The following is a 19,484-nucleotide window of genomic DNA, read 5'->3' as shown; positions in this document are numbered from 1 at the left end:
GAGAAATAACCGGGCATTTAAATCAACCGGGAAATTTTCGTGACTACGGCACTTTTTCCCGGAGGCTGTGTCTTATTGTGCTAAAGATATCTGATAGCGTGCTTAAAGGGATTTCACCCGCGGAGATAATATGAACAAAAATACGCTGATCCTTGTTGTTGAAGATGAAGACGAAATCGCCGATATACTGATGAGCTACTTAGAGCGTTCGGGAATGAAAACGCTGAGGGCCAGGCAGGGCGAGCAGGCGATAACGCTCAATCGCCTCCATAAACCGGATCTCATCTTGCTGGACATTCACCTGCCCGTGTGTGACGGCTGGAGCGTGCTTACTACGCTTCGCCACGAAAGTGCTGTCCCCGTCATTATGGTTTCCGCTCTCGATCAGGACGTCGATAAGCTTATGGGTCTGAGGCTCGGGGCGGATGATTACGTAATCAAACCCTTTAACCCCTCTGAGGTTGTCGCACGGGTTGAGGCGGTGCTGCGCAGGACAAAACCTGCGCTTCAGCAGGCGGGTTCCCTGCCGCTCAGAACGCCCTTTATTACGGTCTATCCGGATGATTTCTACGTGGAAGTCACCGTGGGCGAAGAGGTTATCTCCCCGGTATTAACGACGACCGAATTTAAATTACTTACCTGGCTGGTGCGTTATCCGCGAAAGGTCTGTTCCCGTGAAGAGTTACTCAACGCGTGTCTGCCAGAAGGCGATACGCTCGACAGAACGGTCGATAGCCATATGAGCAAGTTGCGTAAAAAACTGGAGCTTGCAGGCCTTTACGGTGTTCCCGAGAGCATCAGAGGCATGGGATACCGGCTTGGGGAAAAGAAATGAACAAAGAGTCTGTCCTGAGTCGTCAGATCTTAACGTATATGCTGTTGCTGACGTTTACGATAATTGCCATCGCCATTCTGGGCTCCTGGTTTTTTTACTCCTTTATTCTGGATCACCTCCCGGGCGGCCCTGCTGCGGGCGATGATGAGCAGATGACGATGTGGGACTGGGCATGGATTGGGACCGCGACTACGATCAGTATGATTATTGCCCTCTTTTTCACGGTCAAACTTTCATCGCGAATACTCACCCCGCTAAACGCGGTCGCGTCCAGCCTGAGAAAGATTTCTCAGGGAGATCTGGATGCCCGGGCATTCTGTGCCAGTTCCCGGCTGGGTGAGATCAATCACCTTGTGACGGATTTCAATGAAATGGCGGAAAAATTACAGACGCTGGATATTCAGAGGAAATCCTGGAATGCGGCTATTGCGCATGAGCTGAGAACCCCGGTCACGATCTTGCGCGGACGGCTTCAGGGGTTGGTTGACGGTGTTTTTACCCCGGACCCGGTGCTGTTTAATAATCTTCTCAAACAGACGGAAGGGTTAACCCGCCTGATTGAAGATCTCCGGGTTGTCAGTTCGGATGGCGGGGCGGGATACACGCTATACCAGTCCAGAACAGATTTAAAAGGGACAATACAGGACGCGCTCGATACCTTCATGCCCGAGTTCAGCCGTAAGGCATTTACCGTCAATACAGAACTGAGGGATCAGCAATGCGTATTCGATCCGTTACGCATCAATCAATGTCTGACCGTTTTATTTGACAATGCCTTACACTATTCTACCTCGCGCAAACTCATCGTGAAAAATGGCGTTTCTGATAAAGGCAATTTTATCCTTATTCAGGACGGGGGACCGGGCATTCCCAGGGAATTTCATGATTACTTATTTCAGCCCTTTCAGCGCGATAATGGCGCCAGGCAGTTGAACCCGGAAGGCTGTGGTTTGGGCTTGTCAGTGGTAAAAGCCATCATGCTGGCGCATGGTGGCGATGTTACCTATACCTTATCGACGCAAAACCACTCGATATTTAAACTTACCTGGCCCGACTCGTGAGTTTCAGCGGCAGGTCAAATGCACCTGCCGGCGATAAATGCCATATTTTTCCTAACTTAGCATCCCATTCCTGCGGGGTAATCGTCAGTTTACCGCGTCTCGGGCTTAAGGTTATTTCACTGAAATAGATGTCATCTTTTTTTAGCATGAGGTCAACGCGGCAGTAGTCAATGCCATCCGCTAGCTCCTGGGATGCCAGCAACGCTTGTCGGAACAAGACCGGTTCGTCTGGATTTACTGAAGTATTCGGATACTCCATCTGGAAGGGTTGTAAGTTCCAGTGCCTGTCGTAAACGTTGATAAAACCGTTGCCGTTATCATCCGTAAAATCCGCTTCAACATAGTGGGCGACGCCATGAAAGCAATGGATCCTCAGCATTTCGGGCGTCGTATTCCTGTCAGCATCATCGAAGAGATCGACGAATGGCTCGCAAAGTATACTCGGCGTAATGTTTTTGTACTGCCACTCACGCGTGGTGTAGTACAAATTTTTCTTTAACGCGAGGCTCAGTTTTTTACGCGCTTTCTTGTCGTTAAATTGCGCTTTGTTCGTACATATTATTGTGCTGCCACTATCATGGTTGCACTTAAGGACGAATTTGTCAGGGAGCACGGAAAAATCAATCTGCGACGCCCTGGTATAAACGCCAATTAATGGCACCGTTTTCACGCGCGTTGTTCTGGAGGAAACGTATGCCCGAACGGCGAGTTTATCGGCAAGCATCGTGTAGAGGTTATTATGGTCATAGACCAGACGATGACATATTTTTTCACTCAACGTCGTGGGTGATTGAATGTCAGGTTTTGTCCCGGATGTTTTCTTGAGCCTCACAGTATGAAAATACAGGTCCGTCATTAAGAATGAACGGCATTTTCTGATGAGATACTCGGTATATTTGAGAACGTAAGTGGCGTTGTTCATTTCTTCTCCTCCGTAATGTCCGGATATTCTGGAGAAGAACTGTTGAATGATATTGCTTAAAAGATGGAGCAGGGATGGAGACGAAAATTAAAAGGATTAAATAGCGTGTAAAGGCTATTTAATCCTTATTGAGCGGTGCAACGTTTGTTTACCGGTCTTTGCGCCATGCATCGGCGGTTAATGCTTCACCGAAATGACCGGCTATCAGTCGTTTTGTCAGCTCATGAAGCGGGGAGGCCATCACATCCGCCGTGCTGCCGCGCTCGACAACCTCTCCCTGGTGCATGACCATCACCTGATCGCTGATGTGCTTCATCATTCCCAGATGTTGGGTGACATAGATATACGAGATACCCTGTTTTTCCTGCAATTCCAGCATCAGGTTAATCAGCTGAGAGCGCATAGACATATCCAGCGAGGCAAGCGCTTCATCAGCAATGATCACTTTTGGCCGCAATATCAACGCACGCGCCAGACCCAGACGCTGTTTCTGGCCGGGGGCCAGCATATGCGGGTAGTAGCTTTCGTGATCCGGTAACAGCCCAACCATGCGCAGAGTTTCAAATACGCGCTTACGGCGCGCCTCTGGCTCCAGGTCGGTGTTCAGACGCAGCGGAAAATCGAGGATCTGCGAAATGCGCTGGCGTGGATTAAGCGAGGTAGACGGATCCTGGAAGATCATGCGGATGCGCTGGCTGCGGAAAGAGTAATCCCCGAACGTCAGAGGATGATCGTCAATTAACACTTCGCCTGCGGTCGGTTCAACCATGCCGGCGAGCATTTTCGCCAGGGTGGATTTCCCGGAACCGTTTTCGCCAATGATCGCCAGCGTCTGTTTTTCACGCAGCGTAAAGCTCAGCGGCTTCACCGCGTCGACAGTTTGGCGATGAAACAGCCCCGTGCGGTAGCGAAAGGTCTTACTCAGGTTGCGGACTTCCAGTAAGGTTTCGACCATTTCACTCTCTCTCCATGTTCAGCGGGAAATGACAGGCGTAAAGATGATTTTTCGCCCCGGTCAGGCGTGGCGTCTCGATACATTTACGCTGAGCATAGGGACACCGCGGCCCCAGACGACAGCCTATCGGCAGGGATTCCAGCAGCGGAATCGCCCCCGGCAGGGTATTCAGGCGGCTTTTATGCGGCATCGCGCTGCCAAAATCCGGAATCGCACGGATAAGCGCCTGCGTATACGGATGATGCGGCGCGGTGATCAGGTCTTCACTCGGCGCGGTTTCGACCGTTTGCCCGCAGTACATCACGTCAATTTTATCCGCCCATTTGCTCAGCATTTGCAGGTCATGGCTGATCAGCAAAATGGTGGTGTTGTTATTCTGGTTGAGACGCGACAGCAGGCGGAAGATTTGCGCCTGCGTGGTGGGTTCCATCGCGTTGGTGGGCTCATCCGCAATCAGCAAACGCGGCTGATTGGCCAGCGCGATGGCAATCATTACTTTCTGACATTCGCCGTCGGTCAGCTCATAAGGGAAGCTGCGCATCGCATCTTTGTGATCTTTGATCCCGACGCGGTGTAAAAGCTCGATGGCGCGACGCTTGCGCCAGCCAACGCGCTGCCACCAGCGGCCTTTATAGGTCCAGCCGGGGATGTTCTGCATCAGCTGTTTGCCCACGCGTTCGGACGGGTCGAGACAGGACTGCGGCTCCTGGAAAATCATCGAGACGTTATGCCCGACCAGCTTACGCCGCTCGCGGGGGGAGAGGCGCAGCAGATCGATATCATCAAAACGCATACGGTCTGCCGTCACGCGCCAGTTGTCTTTCGCCACGCCACAGATGGCTTTGGCGATCAGGCTTTTGCCTGAGCCGGATTCACCCACCAGCCCGCGAATTTCACCCTCCGCGAGGGTGATGCTGATGCGATCGACGGCTTTAACCCAGCCTTCACCGGTTTTGAATTCAATGGTGAGGTTGCGAATATCAAGAAGCGGCATTATTGCACCCCCGCATTAATCGCACGGCGAATACCGTCGCCCAGCAGGTTGATGAGCAGCACGCTCACCATAATGGCCGCACCCGGCAGCATAACCGTCCACGGTGCCACGTAAATTAACTCCAGCGCGTCACCGAGCATCGCACCCCATTCGGGCGACGGCAGCTGCGCGCCGAGGTCGAGGAAGCCGAGCGCCGCGATGTCCAGGATCGCCATCGACAGGGCGCGGGTGATCTCAGTGACCAGTCCGGCGGCGATGTTAGGCAGCACGGCAAACCACAGAATGTTGAAGGTCGTCGCACCGTCCAGACGGGCTGCGACGACATACTCTTTTTCCAGTTCATCATGCACCATGCTGTAAACCGAGCGCACGATGCGGGGCAGGATAGCCAGCCAGACGGCGAACATGGCATGCGACAGATGCGGACCGGCAAAGGCAACCACAATGATCGCCAGCAGCAGGGACGGAATCGACAGTAACGTATCCAGAATGTGGTTAAGCACCGCCGAGCGCAGGCCATGCGTGGATCCTGCAAAAATACCGAGCGCCAGCCCGCAGATCGTTGCCGCGAGCGTCACCACAAATGCGCCGCCAACCGTCGGGGCTGCACCGCTCAGCAGGCGGCTCAACACGTCACGTCCGAGGTCGTCCGTTCCCAGGAAGAAAGAGACTTCACCGTAGCGCGACCAGGACGGTGGCAGAAGCTGATAGCCAAGGAACTGCTGGTCAATGCCGTACGGTGCAAACCACGCGCCAAAGACGCACAGCAACACCAGACCGGCACAGCCATAAAGGCCGATCATTGCCGTGGTGTCACCATAGAATTTACGCCACACGGTACGCAGCACGCCGGGCGTGCGCTTTTCACTGTATACGCTATCGTAAGGCATACCATTCCTTATGCTTCAATGGGTTAGCCATAGCACCCAGAATATCGGACAACACGTTGACAATAATCACCAGCGAACCAATCACCATCACACCCGCAGAAATAGCGGCGTAGTCCTGCTGGCGAATGGCGTTAATCAGCCATCGCCCAAGGCCTGGCCAGCTAAAGACCATCTCGGTGATCATGGCCAGCGTCAGCATGGTGGAAAACTGTAATCCAAGACGCGGAATAACCGGCGGTAGCGCGTTGTGCAGGACGTTGCGGCGCAGTATGGTCAGGCGTGACAACCCGCGCGTGGCGGCGGCTTTGACGTAGTTCTGGTCAAATACCTCAATGGTGCTCAGGCGCATCAGGCGGATCACTTCGGTTGTCGGCGCAACCGCCAGGGTCAGCACCGGCAGTACCATATGGCGCAGGGCGCTGACGATCATCTCGTGGCGCCACACCGAATCGGACAGCCACGCGTCAATAATGGCAAAACCCGTCACCGTTTTAACCGTATAGAGCAGGTCAAAACGCCCCGAAACCGGCAGCCAGCCCATCGTCAGCGAGAAGAAGAGCGTCAGCAGCAGCGCCAGCCAGAATACCGGGATGGAGAAGCCGAACAGGGCGAGGGCGCTGATAAACTTATCCTGCCATTTGTTGCGATAGATCCCGGCCAGCATGCCCACGGGAATGCCAACCATCAGGGCAAAGCCGAAGGCCAGAATGCACAGCTCCATCGTGGCCGGGAACACCTCTTTCAACTGCTGGGAAATCAGCTGCCCGTTAATGCTGGACACGCCGAAATCCCAGTGCAGCAGCCCGTTAAACCAGAAGAGCCAGGCATCCCACAGCGACGACCCCTGAAGCGGGGCATGGGGCGTGAAATAGCTCAGGCTGAAGCCGACAAAGTTCAGGAAAAAGAGCGTCACCAGCAGCAAAAGGAGCCGACGTAAGGTAAAAATAATCATGGTTTTTTCACCTCTTGTTCTTTTTCACGCGACACGCCGGCGAACGAGGCGTTGCCGAACGGGCTCAGTACCAGGCCTTTAATATCATAACGATAGGCCTGAAGACGCAGGGAAGAGGCCAGCGGCAGCACCGGCAGTTCCTGGGCGAGGATCTTCTGCGCTTCATCATAGGCGTCAATACGTGAGGCCAGCTGCTGGGAAGCCAGCGCTTTTTGCAGCACGGCGTCAAACTCCCGGTTACACCAGTGGGCGTAGTTGGTCTGCGAGTTTATCGCCGCACAGCTCAGTAGCGGCCGGAAGAAGCTGTCCGGATCGTTACTGTCGGTCGCCCAGCCGGTCAGGGTTAAATCATGATTCATGTCCATCAGGCGCGCCTCCTGGAAACGGCCCTCAACCGGTACAATGATCACTTTCACGCCCACCTGCGCCATATCTGCCTGCAGCAGTTCGGCGGTCTTGAGCGGGCTGGGGTTCCACGCCTGGGAACTGGTGGGCACCCAAAGCTGCAGCGTCAGGTTTTCTGCCCCCAGCGCTTTCAGCTGTTCACGCGCTTTTGCCGGATTGTATTCCGTAATTTTAGCTTCACCGTCATAGGCCCACGAGGCGCGCGGTAAAATTGAGGCGGCGGTTTCCGCCGTGCCGTAGTAGATCGACTGCATCAGGCGCTGGTTGTTAATGGCCAGCGCCAGAGCGTGCCGAACGGCAGGGTTATTCAACGGTGGTTTATCTGTGTTAAAGGCCAGATACGCGATGTTCATCCCCGGGCGTAGCGTCAGACGCAGGCGCGGATCGTCGCGCAAAATCGTGAGCTGGCTGGCCGCGGGCCAGGCAAGGACGTCACATTCCCCGGTGAGCAATTTCGACAGACGTCCCGTTCCGCCAGAGCCGAGATCCACCACCACCTGCGGCATCAGCGGCGTACCGCGCCAGAAGTGTTCATGGCGCTGCAGACGAATATATTGACCGGCGCGATATTCGGCCAGCTGGAACGGACCGGTGCCAACCGGCTGGCGATCGAGCAGTTCCTGACGATCTTTTTTCGTCAGGTTCGCCGCGTATTCTGCCGACATGACGGATGCATAGTGGGTTGCCAGGTGCCAGAGGAAGGAGGCATCCGGGCGCGTCAACGTGAATTCAACCGTGCGGTTGTCCAGTTTGCGCACGCTTTTCACGGTGTCGGCAAACTGCAGGCTGTCGAAATAGGGGAAATTGCTGCCGTTAACGTTATGCCACGGGTGGTTGCGGTTAAAGATACGCTGGAAGGTGAAGACCACGTCATCTGCGTTCAGCTTGCGCGTGGGGGTAAACCACGGTGTGCGTTGAAACGCGACGTCATCGCGCAGGTGAAAACGGTAGGTAGCGCCGTTATCCAGCACTTCCCAGCTTTCCGCAAGCTCAGGCACCAGACGGTAGGTGTACGGGTCAACATCAAGCAGACGATCGTAAAGCTGCGCGGCAAGGGTATCCACAATCAGGCCGCTGCCCGCTTTTTGCGGGTTGAAGGTATCCACCTGGCCGCTTACGCAATAGACGAAGCCGCTGTCACGAATGTCAGGCTGCGGCGTTAGCCCGGGCGCGGCAAAGGCCAGGCTGCTAAACAGACCAAGTGCAAAAAAGGACGATAAAACCAGACGCATAATTTTTAAGGTATTATATATGAAGTGGCTATCCTACTAATTTTAAACGACATTATCCAGTGTCGTTTAAGCCTGAGGGCATAATGGGGGCAGTAACGTTTGCAGTCGGTCACTCAGCGTCACAACCAGATGCACGTTCATACCTGCAATCCACTTTGAATATACCTCATGGACTATCTTAGCATTTTCGTGGCGCATCTGACTCGCTATAAACGAAGGATTCGCTCCGGCGGATAGCATCAAGCTTGTGAATGTATGCCGCGAATGACAGGAAGACATGTTGTCGCTATCAGATCTGGGATCATACTTTCTGAAGAAAAATAGCTGGTAAAATGCGGCCGTTTATCACCAGATCTGAGAGCAGATCAAGTACGGGTAAGGCAATGGCATACGCACAGTCTAAATAGCATAGAGTAAAAATGCTCACTTTGTTGTTACGTGCGTACCTGCCACCCTGGTTCATTTTTTCAGCACTTTCATAAGCATCATCAGTACAAACGCTATCATTGCAGACAGGCCAAACTTGATCAGAATTGCTGTGAAATCATAGTTATTCATGGCTTCTTCACCATCGCCTGATATCTGGATATGTTGCATGAAAACATCATTAATCCAGCTGTCCGGTAAGAGGATAAAACAGGCAATAAGTAAAACAACGAATTTTATGATTTTCATCTCACACCACATTTACTGAAGTCAGGTACACCACGAACATCAATTTCGATGCAAATACCATTTTGGCTACCCTATTTGGCGGGTTGAATGGTCAGTTCCAGTATTCATATTTCGTCGTCATCACGGCCTTATGTTTTTCCACATACTGTTTACCCGTCCGATCGGCTGGGACAATCGTGGTATCCATATTGGCGCGTGTGCATTCTCCATGCGAGTTCCACTCCTCACACGTTGTCAGGTTTTTTTCAATGGTGAAATACGTCTGGGTCTTGCTCAGGGACAGCTCACGGCCCTCGTTATCGTAGGCATACTCTTCTATGGTTGAGGGGGACTCGGTTTTGATCAGGCGATCATTGTCATCATAGCTGTATACAGTTGTATTGTTATCTATTGCCAAACTTCCTTTGCTTACCACCCTTGCCAGCAACCCTGATGAATTGAATACGTAGTCTATTGTGCCCACTGTGGTTTTATCTTTATCTCCTGGTTTTGTGGCCGCAATAACCGAACGATTAACCACGTGGCTGATAAGTCCTTTGTTGTTCAGCTGGTACATTCCCTCCAGCGTCTGCCGATATAATTGTGTGGCCTTCTGACTGTTGTTATCGACTATTACGCCGTTCGCATCCAACTGAATGCGCCAGCCAAATTCCGTTCTGTTTAACTGAATTTCATTGGTAGTCGTGAAAACATTTTTCGGGCCCGGTGAGGTTTTGACCTCTTTAACACTGCTGCCAGTGAGCTCACCGCATGGATTAAAGTTGCTTTGAACCGATGCGCGGATATACCCATCAGGGCTATCAACAGTGATTTCCACTGACTTAGGGATTTCGGTTCTTGTCTGCTGGTTCAGGAGGATGAAGTTGTTCAGTTTGTTTTTAGCGAAAGTTTCCGCTGTGCATTGTGCTGCATAAGTCTGAAATGAGCAGAGGGATAGAAAAGTAATAAATAGGTTTTTATTATTGAATGGCATTGTTTGTTGTCCTAAGGAGTAGAGCAGTTATCCAGGCTTGGCTTTGTAAAATGTCTGCTGTTAAATGCTGATATTGTCAGCGCATTTGATGCTTTTTAAGCAATGCCCTTAACTGATGGTAGGTCAGACCCAGCAGTTCAGCCGCCCGTTTCTGGTTGTATTTCGCCATCTTCAGGCTTTGCTCCAGCAGCTGTTTCTCCTGGTCGTGCTGGAACTGGCGTAAATCAAGGGGGAGAGTAGGGTGATCGCCTGAAGACGTTGGCACGGTCAGAGACGGTACGCTGCGCTGAAAAGGATCGATAATGATGTTGTCCAGCTCCGTCTCGCTGCTGCCGTGGCGATAGACGGAACGCTCCACGACGTTTTTCAGTTCGCGGATATTTCCCGGCCAGTGGTAAGCAAGCAGCGTCTCCTGTGCATAATCGCTGAAGCCGGGGAACAGCGGCAGTCCGAGCTCGCGGCACATCTGAATCGCAAACTGGTCTGCCAGCAGCATGATGTCGCTTTTGCGCTCGCGCAGCGGAGGAAGCTGAACGACGTCAAAGGCCAGGCGGTCAAGCAGGTCGGCACGGAATTTCTCCTCCGCCACCATCTCCGGCAGGTTGGCGTTCGTGGCGCACACCAGGCGCACGTTGACCTGCAGCGGCTGGCTACCGCCGACGCGCTCCAGCTCGCCGTATTCAATCACGCGCAGCAGTTTCTCCTGTACCAGCATGGGCGCGGTGGCCAGTTCATCAAGAAACAGCGTACCGCCGTCGGCGCGCTCAAAGCGTCCGGGATGACGCTTCTGGGCACCGGTAAACGCGCCCGCTTCATGGCCGAAGAGCTCGGTATCGAGCAGGTTTTCATTAAGCGCCGCACAGTTAAGGGAAATGAAGGGGCCGTCCCAGCGCCCGGATAAATAGTGCAGACGGTTAGCTATCAATTCCTTTCCCGTTCCGCGTTCACCGATGATCAGTACCGGTTTGTTGAGCGGCGCCAGGCGAGAAACCTGTTCCAGCACTTCCAGAAAACTGTTTGCTTCGCCGAGTAAATTGTCTTTGTATCCAGGCATGATGAAATTAACCACTCCTTAGCGATATTCACCAGGCAAGAATAGTTCTTTACTGCATGAAAATCAATCAGTCTCAGTAAAATCAATAGGATAAAAAGTTGGCATGATGTTTGTATTATCTGTACAGCAGGGCATAGCCCGATAACAGAACTATGAGGATTTGATTATGGGTATTTTTTCTCGTTTTGCCGACATCGTGAACGCCAACATCAACTCACTGCTTGAGAAGGCGGAAGATCCGCAGAAGCTGGTTCGCCTGATGATTCAGGAGATGGAAGACACGCTGGTTGAAGTGCGTTCTACCTCCGCCCGTGCGCTGGCGGAAAAAAAACAGCTTACGCGTCGTATTGAACAAGCTACCGCTCAGCTGAACGAATGGCAGGAAAAAGCGGAACTTGCGCTGCGCAAAGACAAAGAGGATCTGGCCCGCGCGGCGCTGATCGAAAAACAGAAGCTGGCAGAGCTGGTCGCGACGCTCGAGCATGAAGTGACGCTGGTGGATGACACGCTCACCCGTATGAAGAAAGAGATTGGTGAGCTTGAAAACAAACTGAGCGAAACCCGCGCGCGTCAGCAGGCGCTGACCCTGCGTCACCAGGCGGCAAGCTCTTCCCGCGACGTGCGTCGTCAGCTGGACAGCGGTAAGCTTGATGAAGCGATGGCGCGTTTTGAATCATTTGAACGTCGTATCGACCAGATGGAAGCGGAAGCCGAAAGCCACGGCATCGGCAAGCAGAAGTCGCTGGATCAACAGTTCGCCGACCTGAAGGCCGATGATGAAATCAGCGAGCAGCTGGCGGCACTGAAAGCCAAAATGAAGCAAGACAACCAATAATAATTCCTGCGGCACCTGAGCGTGCCGCATCGTAAGACAAGGAGTACACATGAGCGCGCTTTTTCTGGCCATTCCCCTGACAATTTTCGTGCTGTTCGTTTTGCCGATTTGGCTATGGCTGCACTACAGCAACCGTTCTTCACGGGGCGAACTTTCCCAGAGTGAACAACAGCGTCTGGTTCAGCTCTCCGATGAGGCGAACAAAATGCGCGAACGCATTCAGGCGCTGGAAGCCATCCTGGATGCTGAACATCCAAACTGGAGGGACCGTTAATGTCTGGACTGAATCTGAACAAAAAGTTGTGGCGTATTCCGCAGCAGGGCATGGTGCGCGGCGTTTGTGCCGGGCTGGCTCATTATCTTGATGTCCCGGTAAAACTGGTGCGCGTGGTTACGGTGCTATCGATCTTCTTCGGACTGGCGTTTATTACCCTGGTGGCATACATCGTCCTGTCGTTTGTCCTTGACCCGATGCCGGAAGGAGAACTGGCTGCGGAAGGTGCCCCCACCAGCAGCGATCTTCTCAATGCGGTTGATGCGCAACTCGCCGCCGGTGAGAAGCGGCTACGGGAAATGGAACGCTATGTCACGTCGGATACCTTTACGCTGAGAAGTCGTTTTCGTCAGCTTTAAGAGAGAGATGAGATGAAACAACACTGGCAACAGGCCGGTCAGAAGGTAAAACCCGGCCTGAAAATCGCAGGTAAACTGGTCCTGCTGACCGCGTTACGGTTCGGACCGGCAGGTGTGGCGGGGTGGGCAATAAAATCCGTTGCCCGCAAGCCGGTCAGAATGGTGCTGGCCGTGGCGCTCGAACCGCTGTTGCAAAAGGTGGCAAAACGGCTTTCTCGCCGCTACTTATCCCAATAATTTCCGCCGGCGTTAGCCCTTTCCCTTCCGGGAGAGGGACTGGCGACGGTTAACCGCATTTCTCTTTTCCCCGTGCTTTCTTTGCGGCAGCTCACAATATTGTGCTGAGCTGCTTTGCAAACACCTTTTTCTCCTTCCCGGTCCGTTGACAGATATTTTTCATGGGAGTAGATTGCCACTTCGTGGGACCGCTACCATGGAAAATGAAATGAAGACAAAAATTAAAGAACTCATTAATCTTGTTTACGGGGAAACGTTTTCTGAAGCCCAGCTTAAGGTGCTGATGGAAAATATTGGAAAGGCCGCTTCTGTTATTACAGAAAAACGTAAGATAGCCTGGGATGAAAAAGATGTTGTTCTGATTACCTATGCCGATCAGTTTTCAGCGAAAGGGGAGAAGGCGCTGCCGGTTTTTACACGTTTTTATAACAAATGGCTTTCCCATTCCTTTTCTCATGTTCATCTTTTGCCTTTTTATCCATGGTCTTCGGACGACGGGTTTTCTGTTATTGATTATCATGAGGTTGCGCCTGAAACGGGTACGTGGCGAGATGTAGCTGAATTAAAACAGTCCACCAGCTTAATGTTCGATTTCGTCTGCAACCACATGTCATCCAAAAGTAAATGGTTCTCTAATTATCTGAAGCAAACGCCTGGCTATGATGATTTCTTTATTTCTGTCGATCCTGAAACAGATTTATCCGCGGTGACGCGTCCGCGTGCCTTACCGCTTCTTACGCCTTTCACGCTGCATGATGGCAGCGTGCGACACCTGTGGACCACCTTCAGCGAGGACCAGGTTGATCTTAACTTTGCCTCTCCGCAGGTGCTGATCGCGATGGTGGACGTGTTGCTGCATTACCTGATTGAAGGGGCGCGATACATTCGTCTGGATGCTGTGGGCTTCATGTGGAAAATACCCGGAACAAACTGCATCCACCTTGAGCAAACCCACCAGCTTATCCAGCTTTTCCGCGCTATCACTGAAGCTGTCGCCCCGGGGACGGTGATTATCACCGAGACGAACGTTCCGCATAAAGATAACGTCGCTTACTTCGGTGACGGTGAAAATGAAGCGCAGATGGTTTATCAGTTCTCTTTGCCGCCGCTGGTATTGCATGCGGTGCATTGTCAGGACGTCCGGACGCTGAGCCAGTGGGCAGCGTCGCTGAGGCTGCCTTCGACGAAAACCACCTGGTTTAACTTCCTGGCCTCGCATGATGGGATTGGTCTGAATCCGTTGCGCGGAATTTTACCTGAGTCGGAAATCCTCTCTCTTGTGGAGAAACTTCAGGCTGAAGGGGCGTTGGTTAACTGGAAAAATAACCCGGATGGTACACGCAGTCCTTATGAAATTAATGTGACCTATCTGGATGCATTAAGTACACGTGACAGTCTTGATAGCCATCGGATTGCCCGGTTTATTCTGGCGCATGCCGTCCTCTTAAGTTTCCCCGGCGTGCCCGCGGTTTATATCCAGAGTATTCTCGGCTCGCGTAATGATTATGCAGGTGTTGAACGTCTGGGATACAACCGCGCGATAAATCGTGAAAAATACATTGCAGGACAAATTGATAGCGTGCTTGAAGATAAAAATAGCCTGCGCTCTCAGGTCTATTGCGCATTAAGCCAGTTAATCGCGCTGCGTCGGGCGGAAAAAGCATTCCATCCTGACAGTGAAGCTTATTTTAGTGCGTCAGGTGAGCATGTATTAAAAATCGTTCGCGTGGCGGATTGTGGCGAAAAAATAACGGCGCTGTTTAATTTCAGCGATGGCATTCAAACGGTGGAGTCCGATATTCAATCCGGAACGGAGTTGATTGCCGGAAAAGATATTACAGATAAAACGCTGACCCTATATCCATGGCAGGTGTTGTGGATTAAAGAAAACTAAAAAGGACCTTAAAAATGAAAATGCCCAGAATTGTGCTGATATCAGCACTGGTTTCGTGCGCCCTGTTATCAGGCTGCAAGGATGACAAAAAGTCTGCTGTCACCATTGAGTTTATGCACTCATCTGTCGAGCAGGAGCGTCAGGCGGTTATCACGAAGCTGATCGAAAAATTTGAGAAAGAGAACCCCGGCATCACGGTGAAACAGGTGCCGGTAGAAGAGGATGCCTACAACACCAAGGTTATTACGCTCGCCAGAACGGGCGCACTGCCTGAGGTAATTGAAGTCAGTCATGACTACGCGAAAGTCATGGACAAGGAACAGCTGCTGGATCGCAAAGCTATTGGTGAAGCCATTAAAGCGGTAGGCGAGAACACCTTCTATGACGGCATCTTGCGCGTTGTGCGTACGGAAGATGGTTCTGCCTGGACGGGGGTGCCAGTCAGTGCCTGGCTATCCGGCGTCTGGTATCACAAAGATGTGCTTGCTGCAGCGGGTATCCAGGAGCCGCATAACTGGGAACAGCTGCTAAAAGCCAGCCAGAGCCTTAACGACCCGGCCAAAAAACATTACGGCATTGCGCTGCCCACCGCGGAAAGCGTGATGACAGAGCAGGCATTCTCCCAGTTTGCGCTTTCCGGCGGCGCGAACGTTTTTGATGCCAAAGGGAACGTCGACATCGATACCCCTGAAATGGCAAAGGCCCTGGCGTTTTATAAAGCCCTGGCCGCGACCACCATGCCGGGTTCAAACGACGTCATGGAGATCAAAGATGCCTTCATGAACGGTTCTGCGCCGATGGCGGTTTATTCCACCTACATCCTGCCGGCGGTTTTCCAGGATGGAAACCCTTCCAACCTGGGCTTCGTCGTCCCAACAGAAACATCTTCTGCAGTTTACGGCATGGTCACGTCGCTGACGATTACCACCGGTCAAACCGAAGATGAAACTCAGGCGGCTGAAAAGTTTGTGACCTGGATGGAACAGGCTCAAAACGCAACCGACTGGGTCATGATGTCGCCTGGCGCGGCACTGCCGGTGAACAAGCTGGTGGTGGGTACTGATACCTGGAAAAACAACGATGTGATTAAAGCGTTTGGGCAACTGCCTTACGAACTGATTGCGCAGTTCCCAAATGTGCAGGTGTTTGGTGCCGTGGGCGACAAAAACTTCACCCGCATGGGCGATGTAACCGGGTCCGGCATCATCAGTTCCATGGTGCATAACGTCACGGTAGGTAAACAAGATCTCAGCAACACGCTTAGTGACAGCCAGAAGCGACTGACTGATCTGATTTCACAACGATAGGAGCGCTCTGCGGAAGGAAATTATGAAGACGTTGTTTTCTGGTCGTTCAGATATGCCTTTCGCCATGCTGCTGTTGGCCCCCAGCCTGATTTTGCTGGGTGGCCTGGTGGCCTGGCCAATGATTTCCAATATTGAAATCAGTTTCTTACGTCTGCCGTTGAACACGCGTATAGATGCGGTGTTCGTCGGGCTCGATAACTACATCCGCATTCTCGGGGATGCTGCTTTCTGGCACTCGCTGTGGATGACCTTCTGGTACACCGCGCTGGTGGTGATTGGCAGCACGGGGCTGGGGCTGGCTGTTGCGATCTTCTTTAACCGTGAATTCCGTATGCGGAAAACGGCGCGTTCACTGGTAATTCTGTCCTACGTTACGCCGTCCATTTCGCTGGTGTTTGCATGGAAATACATGTTCAACAACGGCTACGGCATTGTGAACTATCTGGGCGTTGACCTGCTGCATCTGTATGACCAGGCGCCGCTGTGGTTCGACAATCCTGGCAGCAGTTTTGTACTGGTGGTGCTGTTCGCCATCTGGCGTTACTTCCCGTACGCGTTCATTTCGTTCCTGGCGATTTTGCAGACCATTGATAAGTCGCTGTATGAAGCGGCGGAAATGGACGGCGCGAATGCCTGGCAGCGTTTTCGAATCGTTACGCTACCCGCGATTATGCCGGTGCTGGCAACGGTGGTGACGCTGCGCACTATCTGGATGTTCTACATGTTTGCGGATGTCTACCTGTTGACGACCAAGGTCGATATTTTGGGCGTCTACCTCTACAAAACGGCATTCGCTTTCAATGATTTGGGGAAAGCAGCGGCGATCTCCGTCGTGCTGTTCGTGATCATCTTCGCGGTGATTCTGCTGACCAGAAAAAGGGTAAACCTCAATGGCAACAAATAAACGCGTACTGAGCCGCATTGGTTTTTATCTGGGGCTGGCGGTGTTTCTGGTCATCACGCTGTTCCCGTTCTTCGTGATGCTAATGACGTCATTTAAGAGTGCGAAAGAGGCAATATCGCTTAACCCGACCATATTGCCGCAGGCGTGGACACTGCAGCATTACGTCGACATCTTTAACCCGCTGATTTTCCCGTTTGTGGACTACTTCAAAAACAGCATGGTGGTGTCGCTGACCTCATCGGTGATTGCCGTATTTCTCGGCACGCTGGGGGCCTACGCCCTGTCCAAACTGCGTTTTAAGGGCCGCACGACGATCAATGCGAGTTTTTACACCGTCTACATGTTCTCCGGGATATTGCTGGTGGTGCCGCTGTTCAAAATCATCACTGCCCTTGGGATCTACGACACCGAGCTGGCGCTGATTATCACCATGGTGACCCAAACGTTACCGACCGCGGTGTTCATGCTCCGCAGCTATTTCGACACCATCCCGGACGAGATCGAAGAAGCCGCGATGATGGACGGCCTGAACCGCCTGCAAATCATCTTCCGCATCACCGTGCCGCTGGCGATTTCCGGGCTCGTGTCGGTGTTTGTCTACTGCTTCATGGTGGCGTGGAACGACTACCTGTTTGCGTCCATTTTCCTGTCCAGCGCCAGCAATTTCACCTTGCCGGTCGGGCTGAACACGCTCTTTAGCACGCCAGATTATATCTGGGGTCGCATGATGGCGGCATCGCTGGTGACGGCGCTTCCGGTGGTCATCATGTACGCCCTGTCTGAACGTTTTATTAAAAGTGGTTTGACCGCCGGTGGCGTGAAGGGCTGAGGCGGCCAATTTTAACAAGGAGTCAGTCATGAAAAAATTAGTTGCGACAGCGCCTCGTGTGGCGGCGCTGGTGGAATATGAAGATCGTCCGGTTGCGGTTCATGAAGTGAAAATTCGCGCCCGCTTTGGCGCGCCGAAACACGGTACCGAAGTGGTGGATTTCCGCGCCGCCAGTCCGTTTATCGATGAAGAGTTCAACGCGGAGTGGCAGATGTTCACGCCGCGTGAAGAGGGTACGGCCCGCGGGATCGAATTCGGTAAGTTCCAGCTGGGCAACATGATTGTTGGCGACATTATCGAATGCGGTGATGACGTCACTGAATATCAAATCGGCGACAGCGTCTGCTGCTATGCACCGCTGCAGGAAACGGTGATCGTTAACGCGGTAAATAACTACAAGCTGCGCAAAATGCCGCAGGGTGCCTCCTGGAAAAACGCCGTTTGCTACGATCCAGCGCAGTTCGCCATGAGCGGCGTGCGTGATGCCAACGTGCGGGTCGGCGATTTTGTAGTCGTGGTGGGGCTGGGAGCGATTGGGCAGATTGCTGTCCAGCTGGCCAAAAAAGCCGGGGCGTCCGTCGTTATCGGTGTCGATCCTATTGAACACCGCTGCGAGATCGCCCGTCGTCATGGGGCAGACCACTGTCTGAACCCAATCGGCACGGATGTCGGTCTGGAAATCAAAAAGCTGACCGGGAAGCAGGGCGCGGACGTGATCATCGAAACCAGCGGCTATGCAGATGCACTGCAGTCCGCGCTGCGCGGACTTGCCTATGGCGGCACCATCTCCTACGTAGCCTTCGCAAAACCGTTCGCGGAAGGCTTTAACCTTGGCCGCGAAGCGCATTTCAACAACGCGAAGATTGTCTTCTCCCGCGCCTGCAGCGAACCCAACCCGGACTACCCGCGCTGGAGCCGTAAACGTATTGAAGAGACATGCTGGGAACTGCTGATGAACGGCTATCTGAATTGTGAGGATCTGATCGACCCGGTCGTGACCTTCACCACCAGCCCGGAAAGCTACATGACGTATGTCGATCAGCACCCGGAACTCAGTATCAAAATGGGCGTCACTTTTTAAGCTAAGGAGAGCAAATCATGAAAATCGCAACGCAAAACCAGGCCTTTTTCCCGACCAATATCATGGAAAAATTCGAGTACATCAAAGCGATGGGTTTTGATGGCTATGAAATTGATGGCCGACTGCTGGTAGAAAACCTCGCCGAGGTAAAAGCGGCCATCAAAGCCACCGGTCTGCCGGTGACGACGGCCTGCGGTGGATACGATGGCTGGATTGGCGACTTCATCGAAGAACGTCGTCTGAACGGGTTAAAGCAGATTGAACGCATTCTGGAAGCGCTGGCTGAGGTAGGTGGCAAGGGCATTATCGTGCCTGCTGCCTGGGGAATGTTTACCTTCCGCCTCCCGCCAATGACCTCCCCACGCAGCCTGGAAGGAGACCGCAACGCGGTAAGCGCCTCCTTGCGCTGGCTGGATGAGGTCGCGGCGCGCACCGGGACGACCATCTACCTGGAGCCGCTGAACCGCTATCAGGATCATATGATCAACACCCTTGCTGATGCGCGTCGCTATATCGAAGAGAACGGTCTGAAGCACGTGCAGATCATCGGCGATTTCTATCATATGAACATCGAAGAAGACTCGCTGACGGATGCGCTGCATCAGCACCGCGATCTGCTGGGCCATGTGCACATCGCAGATAATCACCGCTATCAGCCGGGCAGCGGTAGCCTCGATTTTGCCAGCCTGTTCGATCAGCTGCGTGCGGATAATTACCAGGGTTACGTGGTGTATGAGTGCCGTGTCCGCGCCGAGGATCCGGCGCAGGCTTATCAGGACTCCCTCACTTATTTGCGTGAATGCTAAGGATGACGAG

21 protein-coding genes and 1 pseudogene are annotated in these 19,484 nt (G+C 52.8%); 12 read left to right on the top strand and 10 right to left on the bottom strand.

Annotated elements, in window-relative coordinates; translation table 11 throughout:
- The first annotated feature begins 130 nt into the window (after positions 1–130).
- Entirely contained in the window at positions 131–835 is a 705-nt protein-coding gene (locus tag GXP72_RS12895) for a response regulator (RefSeq protein WP_024907133.1), read from the top strand.
- The gene (locus GXP72_RS12890; RefSeq protein WP_208762970.1) at positions 832–1,896 is read left to right on the top strand and encodes an ATP-binding protein; all 1,065 of its coding nucleotides are present in this window, start codon (positions 832–834) and stop codon (positions 1,894–1,896) included. Before GXP72_RS12895 ends, GXP72_RS12890 begins: the two co-directional genes overlap by 4 nt.
- Here GXP72_RS12890 and GXP72_RS12885 read toward each other — a convergent pair.
- The 10 genes and pseudogenes from GXP72_RS12885 to pspF all read right to left on the bottom strand — a co-directional run bounded on the left by GXP72_RS12885 (position 1,877) and on the right by pspF (position 10,948).
- Positions 1,877–2,818: an ATP-grasp fold amidoligase family protein gene (locus tag GXP72_RS12885; protein WP_208762969.1), complete on the bottom strand. Its 942-nt coding sequence runs from the start codon at positions 2,816–2,818 to the stop codon at positions 1,877–1,879. The genes GXP72_RS12890 and GXP72_RS12885 overlap by 20 nt on opposite strands.
- A gap of 148 nt (positions 2,819–2,966) precedes the next feature.
- A complete protein-coding gene (gene sapF / locus GXP72_RS12880) occupies positions 2,967–3,773 on the bottom strand; it encodes a putrescine export ABC transporter ATP-binding protein SapF (protein ID WP_023312051.1) in 807 nt (268 codons plus the stop codon).
- Between the two features lies 1 nt (position 3,774).
- Entirely contained in the window at positions 3,775–4,767 is a 993-nt protein-coding gene (gene sapD / locus GXP72_RS12875) for a putrescine export ABC transporter ATP-binding protein SapD (protein ID WP_008501228.1), read from the bottom strand.
- Positions 4,767–5,657 carry a putrescine export ABC transporter permease SapC gene (gene sapC / locus GXP72_RS12870; protein ID WP_024907136.1) on the bottom strand — a complete coding sequence of 297 codons (891 nt, stop codon included), beginning with the start codon at positions 5,655–5,657 and terminating at the stop codon, positions 4,767–4,769. The genes sapD and sapC overlap by 1 nt, the downstream gene beginning before the upstream one ends.
- Positions 5,644–6,609 carry a putrescine export ABC transporter permease SapB gene (gene sapB, locus GXP72_RS12865; protein ID WP_024907137.1) on the bottom strand — a complete coding sequence of 322 codons (966 nt, stop codon included), beginning with the start codon at positions 6,607–6,609 and terminating at the stop codon, positions 5,644–5,646. The genes sapC and sapB overlap by 14 nt, the downstream gene beginning before the upstream one ends.
- Positions 6,606–8,246 carry an ABC transporter substrate-binding protein SapA gene (sapA, locus tag GXP72_RS12860; protein WP_023312048.1) on the bottom strand — a complete coding sequence of 547 codons (1,641 nt, stop codon included), beginning with the start codon at positions 8,244–8,246 and terminating at the stop codon, positions 6,606–6,608. Before sapA ends, sapB begins: the two co-directional genes overlap by 4 nt.
- Positions 8,247–8,312: 66 nt before the next feature.
- A pseudogene (locus tag GXP72_RS22660) lies at positions 8,313–8,510 on the bottom strand (site-specific integrase); the annotation flags it as partial.
- Positions 8,511–8,705: 195 nt separating this feature from the next.
- Entirely contained in the window at positions 8,706–8,921 is a 216-nt protein-coding gene (locus tag GXP72_RS12855; RefSeq protein ID WP_024907139.1) for a hypothetical protein, read from the bottom strand.
- Between the two features lie 91 nt (positions 8,922–9,012).
- Positions 9,013–9,894: a hypothetical protein gene (locus GXP72_RS12850; RefSeq protein ID WP_090416707.1), complete on the bottom strand. Its 882-nt coding sequence runs from the start codon at positions 9,892–9,894 to the stop codon at positions 9,013–9,015.
- Positions 9,895–9,970: 76 nt separating this feature from the next.
- Positions 9,971–10,948, bottom strand: a complete 978-nt coding sequence (gene pspF, locus GXP72_RS12845) for a phage shock protein operon transcriptional activator (RefSeq protein WP_024907141.1) — start codon at positions 10,946–10,948, stop codon at positions 9,971–9,973.
- 166 nt (positions 10,949–11,114) lie between these two features.
- Here pspF and pspA point away from each other — a divergent pair, with 166 nt between their 5' ends.
- From pspA to GXP72_RS12795, 10 genes are all read left to right on the top strand, one after another.
- Positions 11,115–11,783 carry a phage shock protein PspA gene (gene pspA, locus GXP72_RS12840; RefSeq protein WP_021240283.1) on the top strand — a complete coding sequence of 223 codons (669 nt, stop codon included), beginning with the start codon at positions 11,115–11,117 and terminating at the stop codon, positions 11,781–11,783.
- 49 nt (positions 11,784–11,832) lie between these two features.
- Entirely contained in the window at positions 11,833–12,057 is a 225-nt protein-coding gene (gene pspB, locus GXP72_RS12835; RefSeq protein WP_023312045.1) for an envelope stress response membrane protein PspB, read from the top strand.
- Entirely contained in the window at positions 12,057–12,416 is a 360-nt protein-coding gene (gene pspC, locus GXP72_RS12830; protein WP_008501237.1) for an envelope stress response membrane protein PspC, read from the top strand. The genes pspB and pspC overlap by 1 nt, the downstream gene beginning before the upstream one ends.
- A 12-nt stretch (positions 12,417–12,428) precedes the next feature.
- The gene (pspD, locus tag GXP72_RS12825; RefSeq protein ID WP_023312043.1) at positions 12,429–12,653 is read left to right on the top strand and encodes a phage shock protein PspD; all 225 of its coding nucleotides are present in this window, start codon (positions 12,429–12,431) and stop codon (positions 12,651–12,653) included.
- A gap of 196 nt (positions 12,654–12,849) precedes the next feature.
- Positions 12,850–14,547 carry a sugar phosphorylase gene (locus GXP72_RS12820; RefSeq protein WP_061714986.1) on the top strand — a complete coding sequence of 566 codons (1,698 nt, stop codon included), beginning with the start codon at positions 12,850–12,852 and terminating at the stop codon, positions 14,545–14,547.
- Between the two features lie 14 nt (positions 14,548–14,561).
- Positions 14,562–15,854 carry an ABC transporter substrate-binding protein gene (locus GXP72_RS12815; protein ID WP_024907143.1) on the top strand — a complete coding sequence of 431 codons (1,293 nt, stop codon included), beginning with the start codon at positions 14,562–14,564 and terminating at the stop codon, positions 15,852–15,854.
- Between the two features lie 22 nt (positions 15,855–15,876).
- Positions 15,877–16,758, top strand: a complete 882-nt coding sequence (locus tag GXP72_RS12810; protein ID WP_208762968.1) for a sugar ABC transporter permease — start codon at positions 15,877–15,879, stop codon at positions 16,756–16,758.
- Positions 16,745–17,587 (top strand): carbohydrate ABC transporter permease, encoded by an 843-nt coding sequence (locus tag GXP72_RS12805; RefSeq protein ID WP_023335920.1) that lies wholly within the window; start codon positions 16,745–16,747, stop codon positions 17,585–17,587. The genes GXP72_RS12810 and GXP72_RS12805 overlap by 14 nt, the downstream gene beginning before the upstream one ends.
- A gap of 28 nt (positions 17,588–17,615) precedes the next feature.
- Complete coding sequence (locus tag GXP72_RS12800; protein WP_208762967.1) at positions 17,616–18,668, top strand: zinc-binding alcohol dehydrogenase; 1,053 nt, start codon at positions 17,616–17,618, stop codon at positions 18,666–18,668.
- Positions 18,669–18,685: 17 nt separating this feature from the next.
- A complete protein-coding gene (locus GXP72_RS12795) occupies positions 18,686–19,474 on the top strand; it encodes a sugar phosphate isomerase/epimerase family protein (RefSeq protein ID WP_090416713.1) in 789 nt (262 codons plus the stop codon).
- Positions 19,475–19,484: the final 10 nt, after the last annotated feature.

This window comes from Enterobacter sp. SES19, assembly GCF_011765665.1.
GTDB classification, from domain to species: Bacteria; Pseudomonadota; Gammaproteobacteria; order Enterobacterales; family Enterobacteriaceae; genus Enterobacter; species Enterobacter pseudoroggenkampii.
Note: the sequence above shows the minus strand (reverse complement) of the source record. Positions and strands in the feature narration are given on the sequence as shown.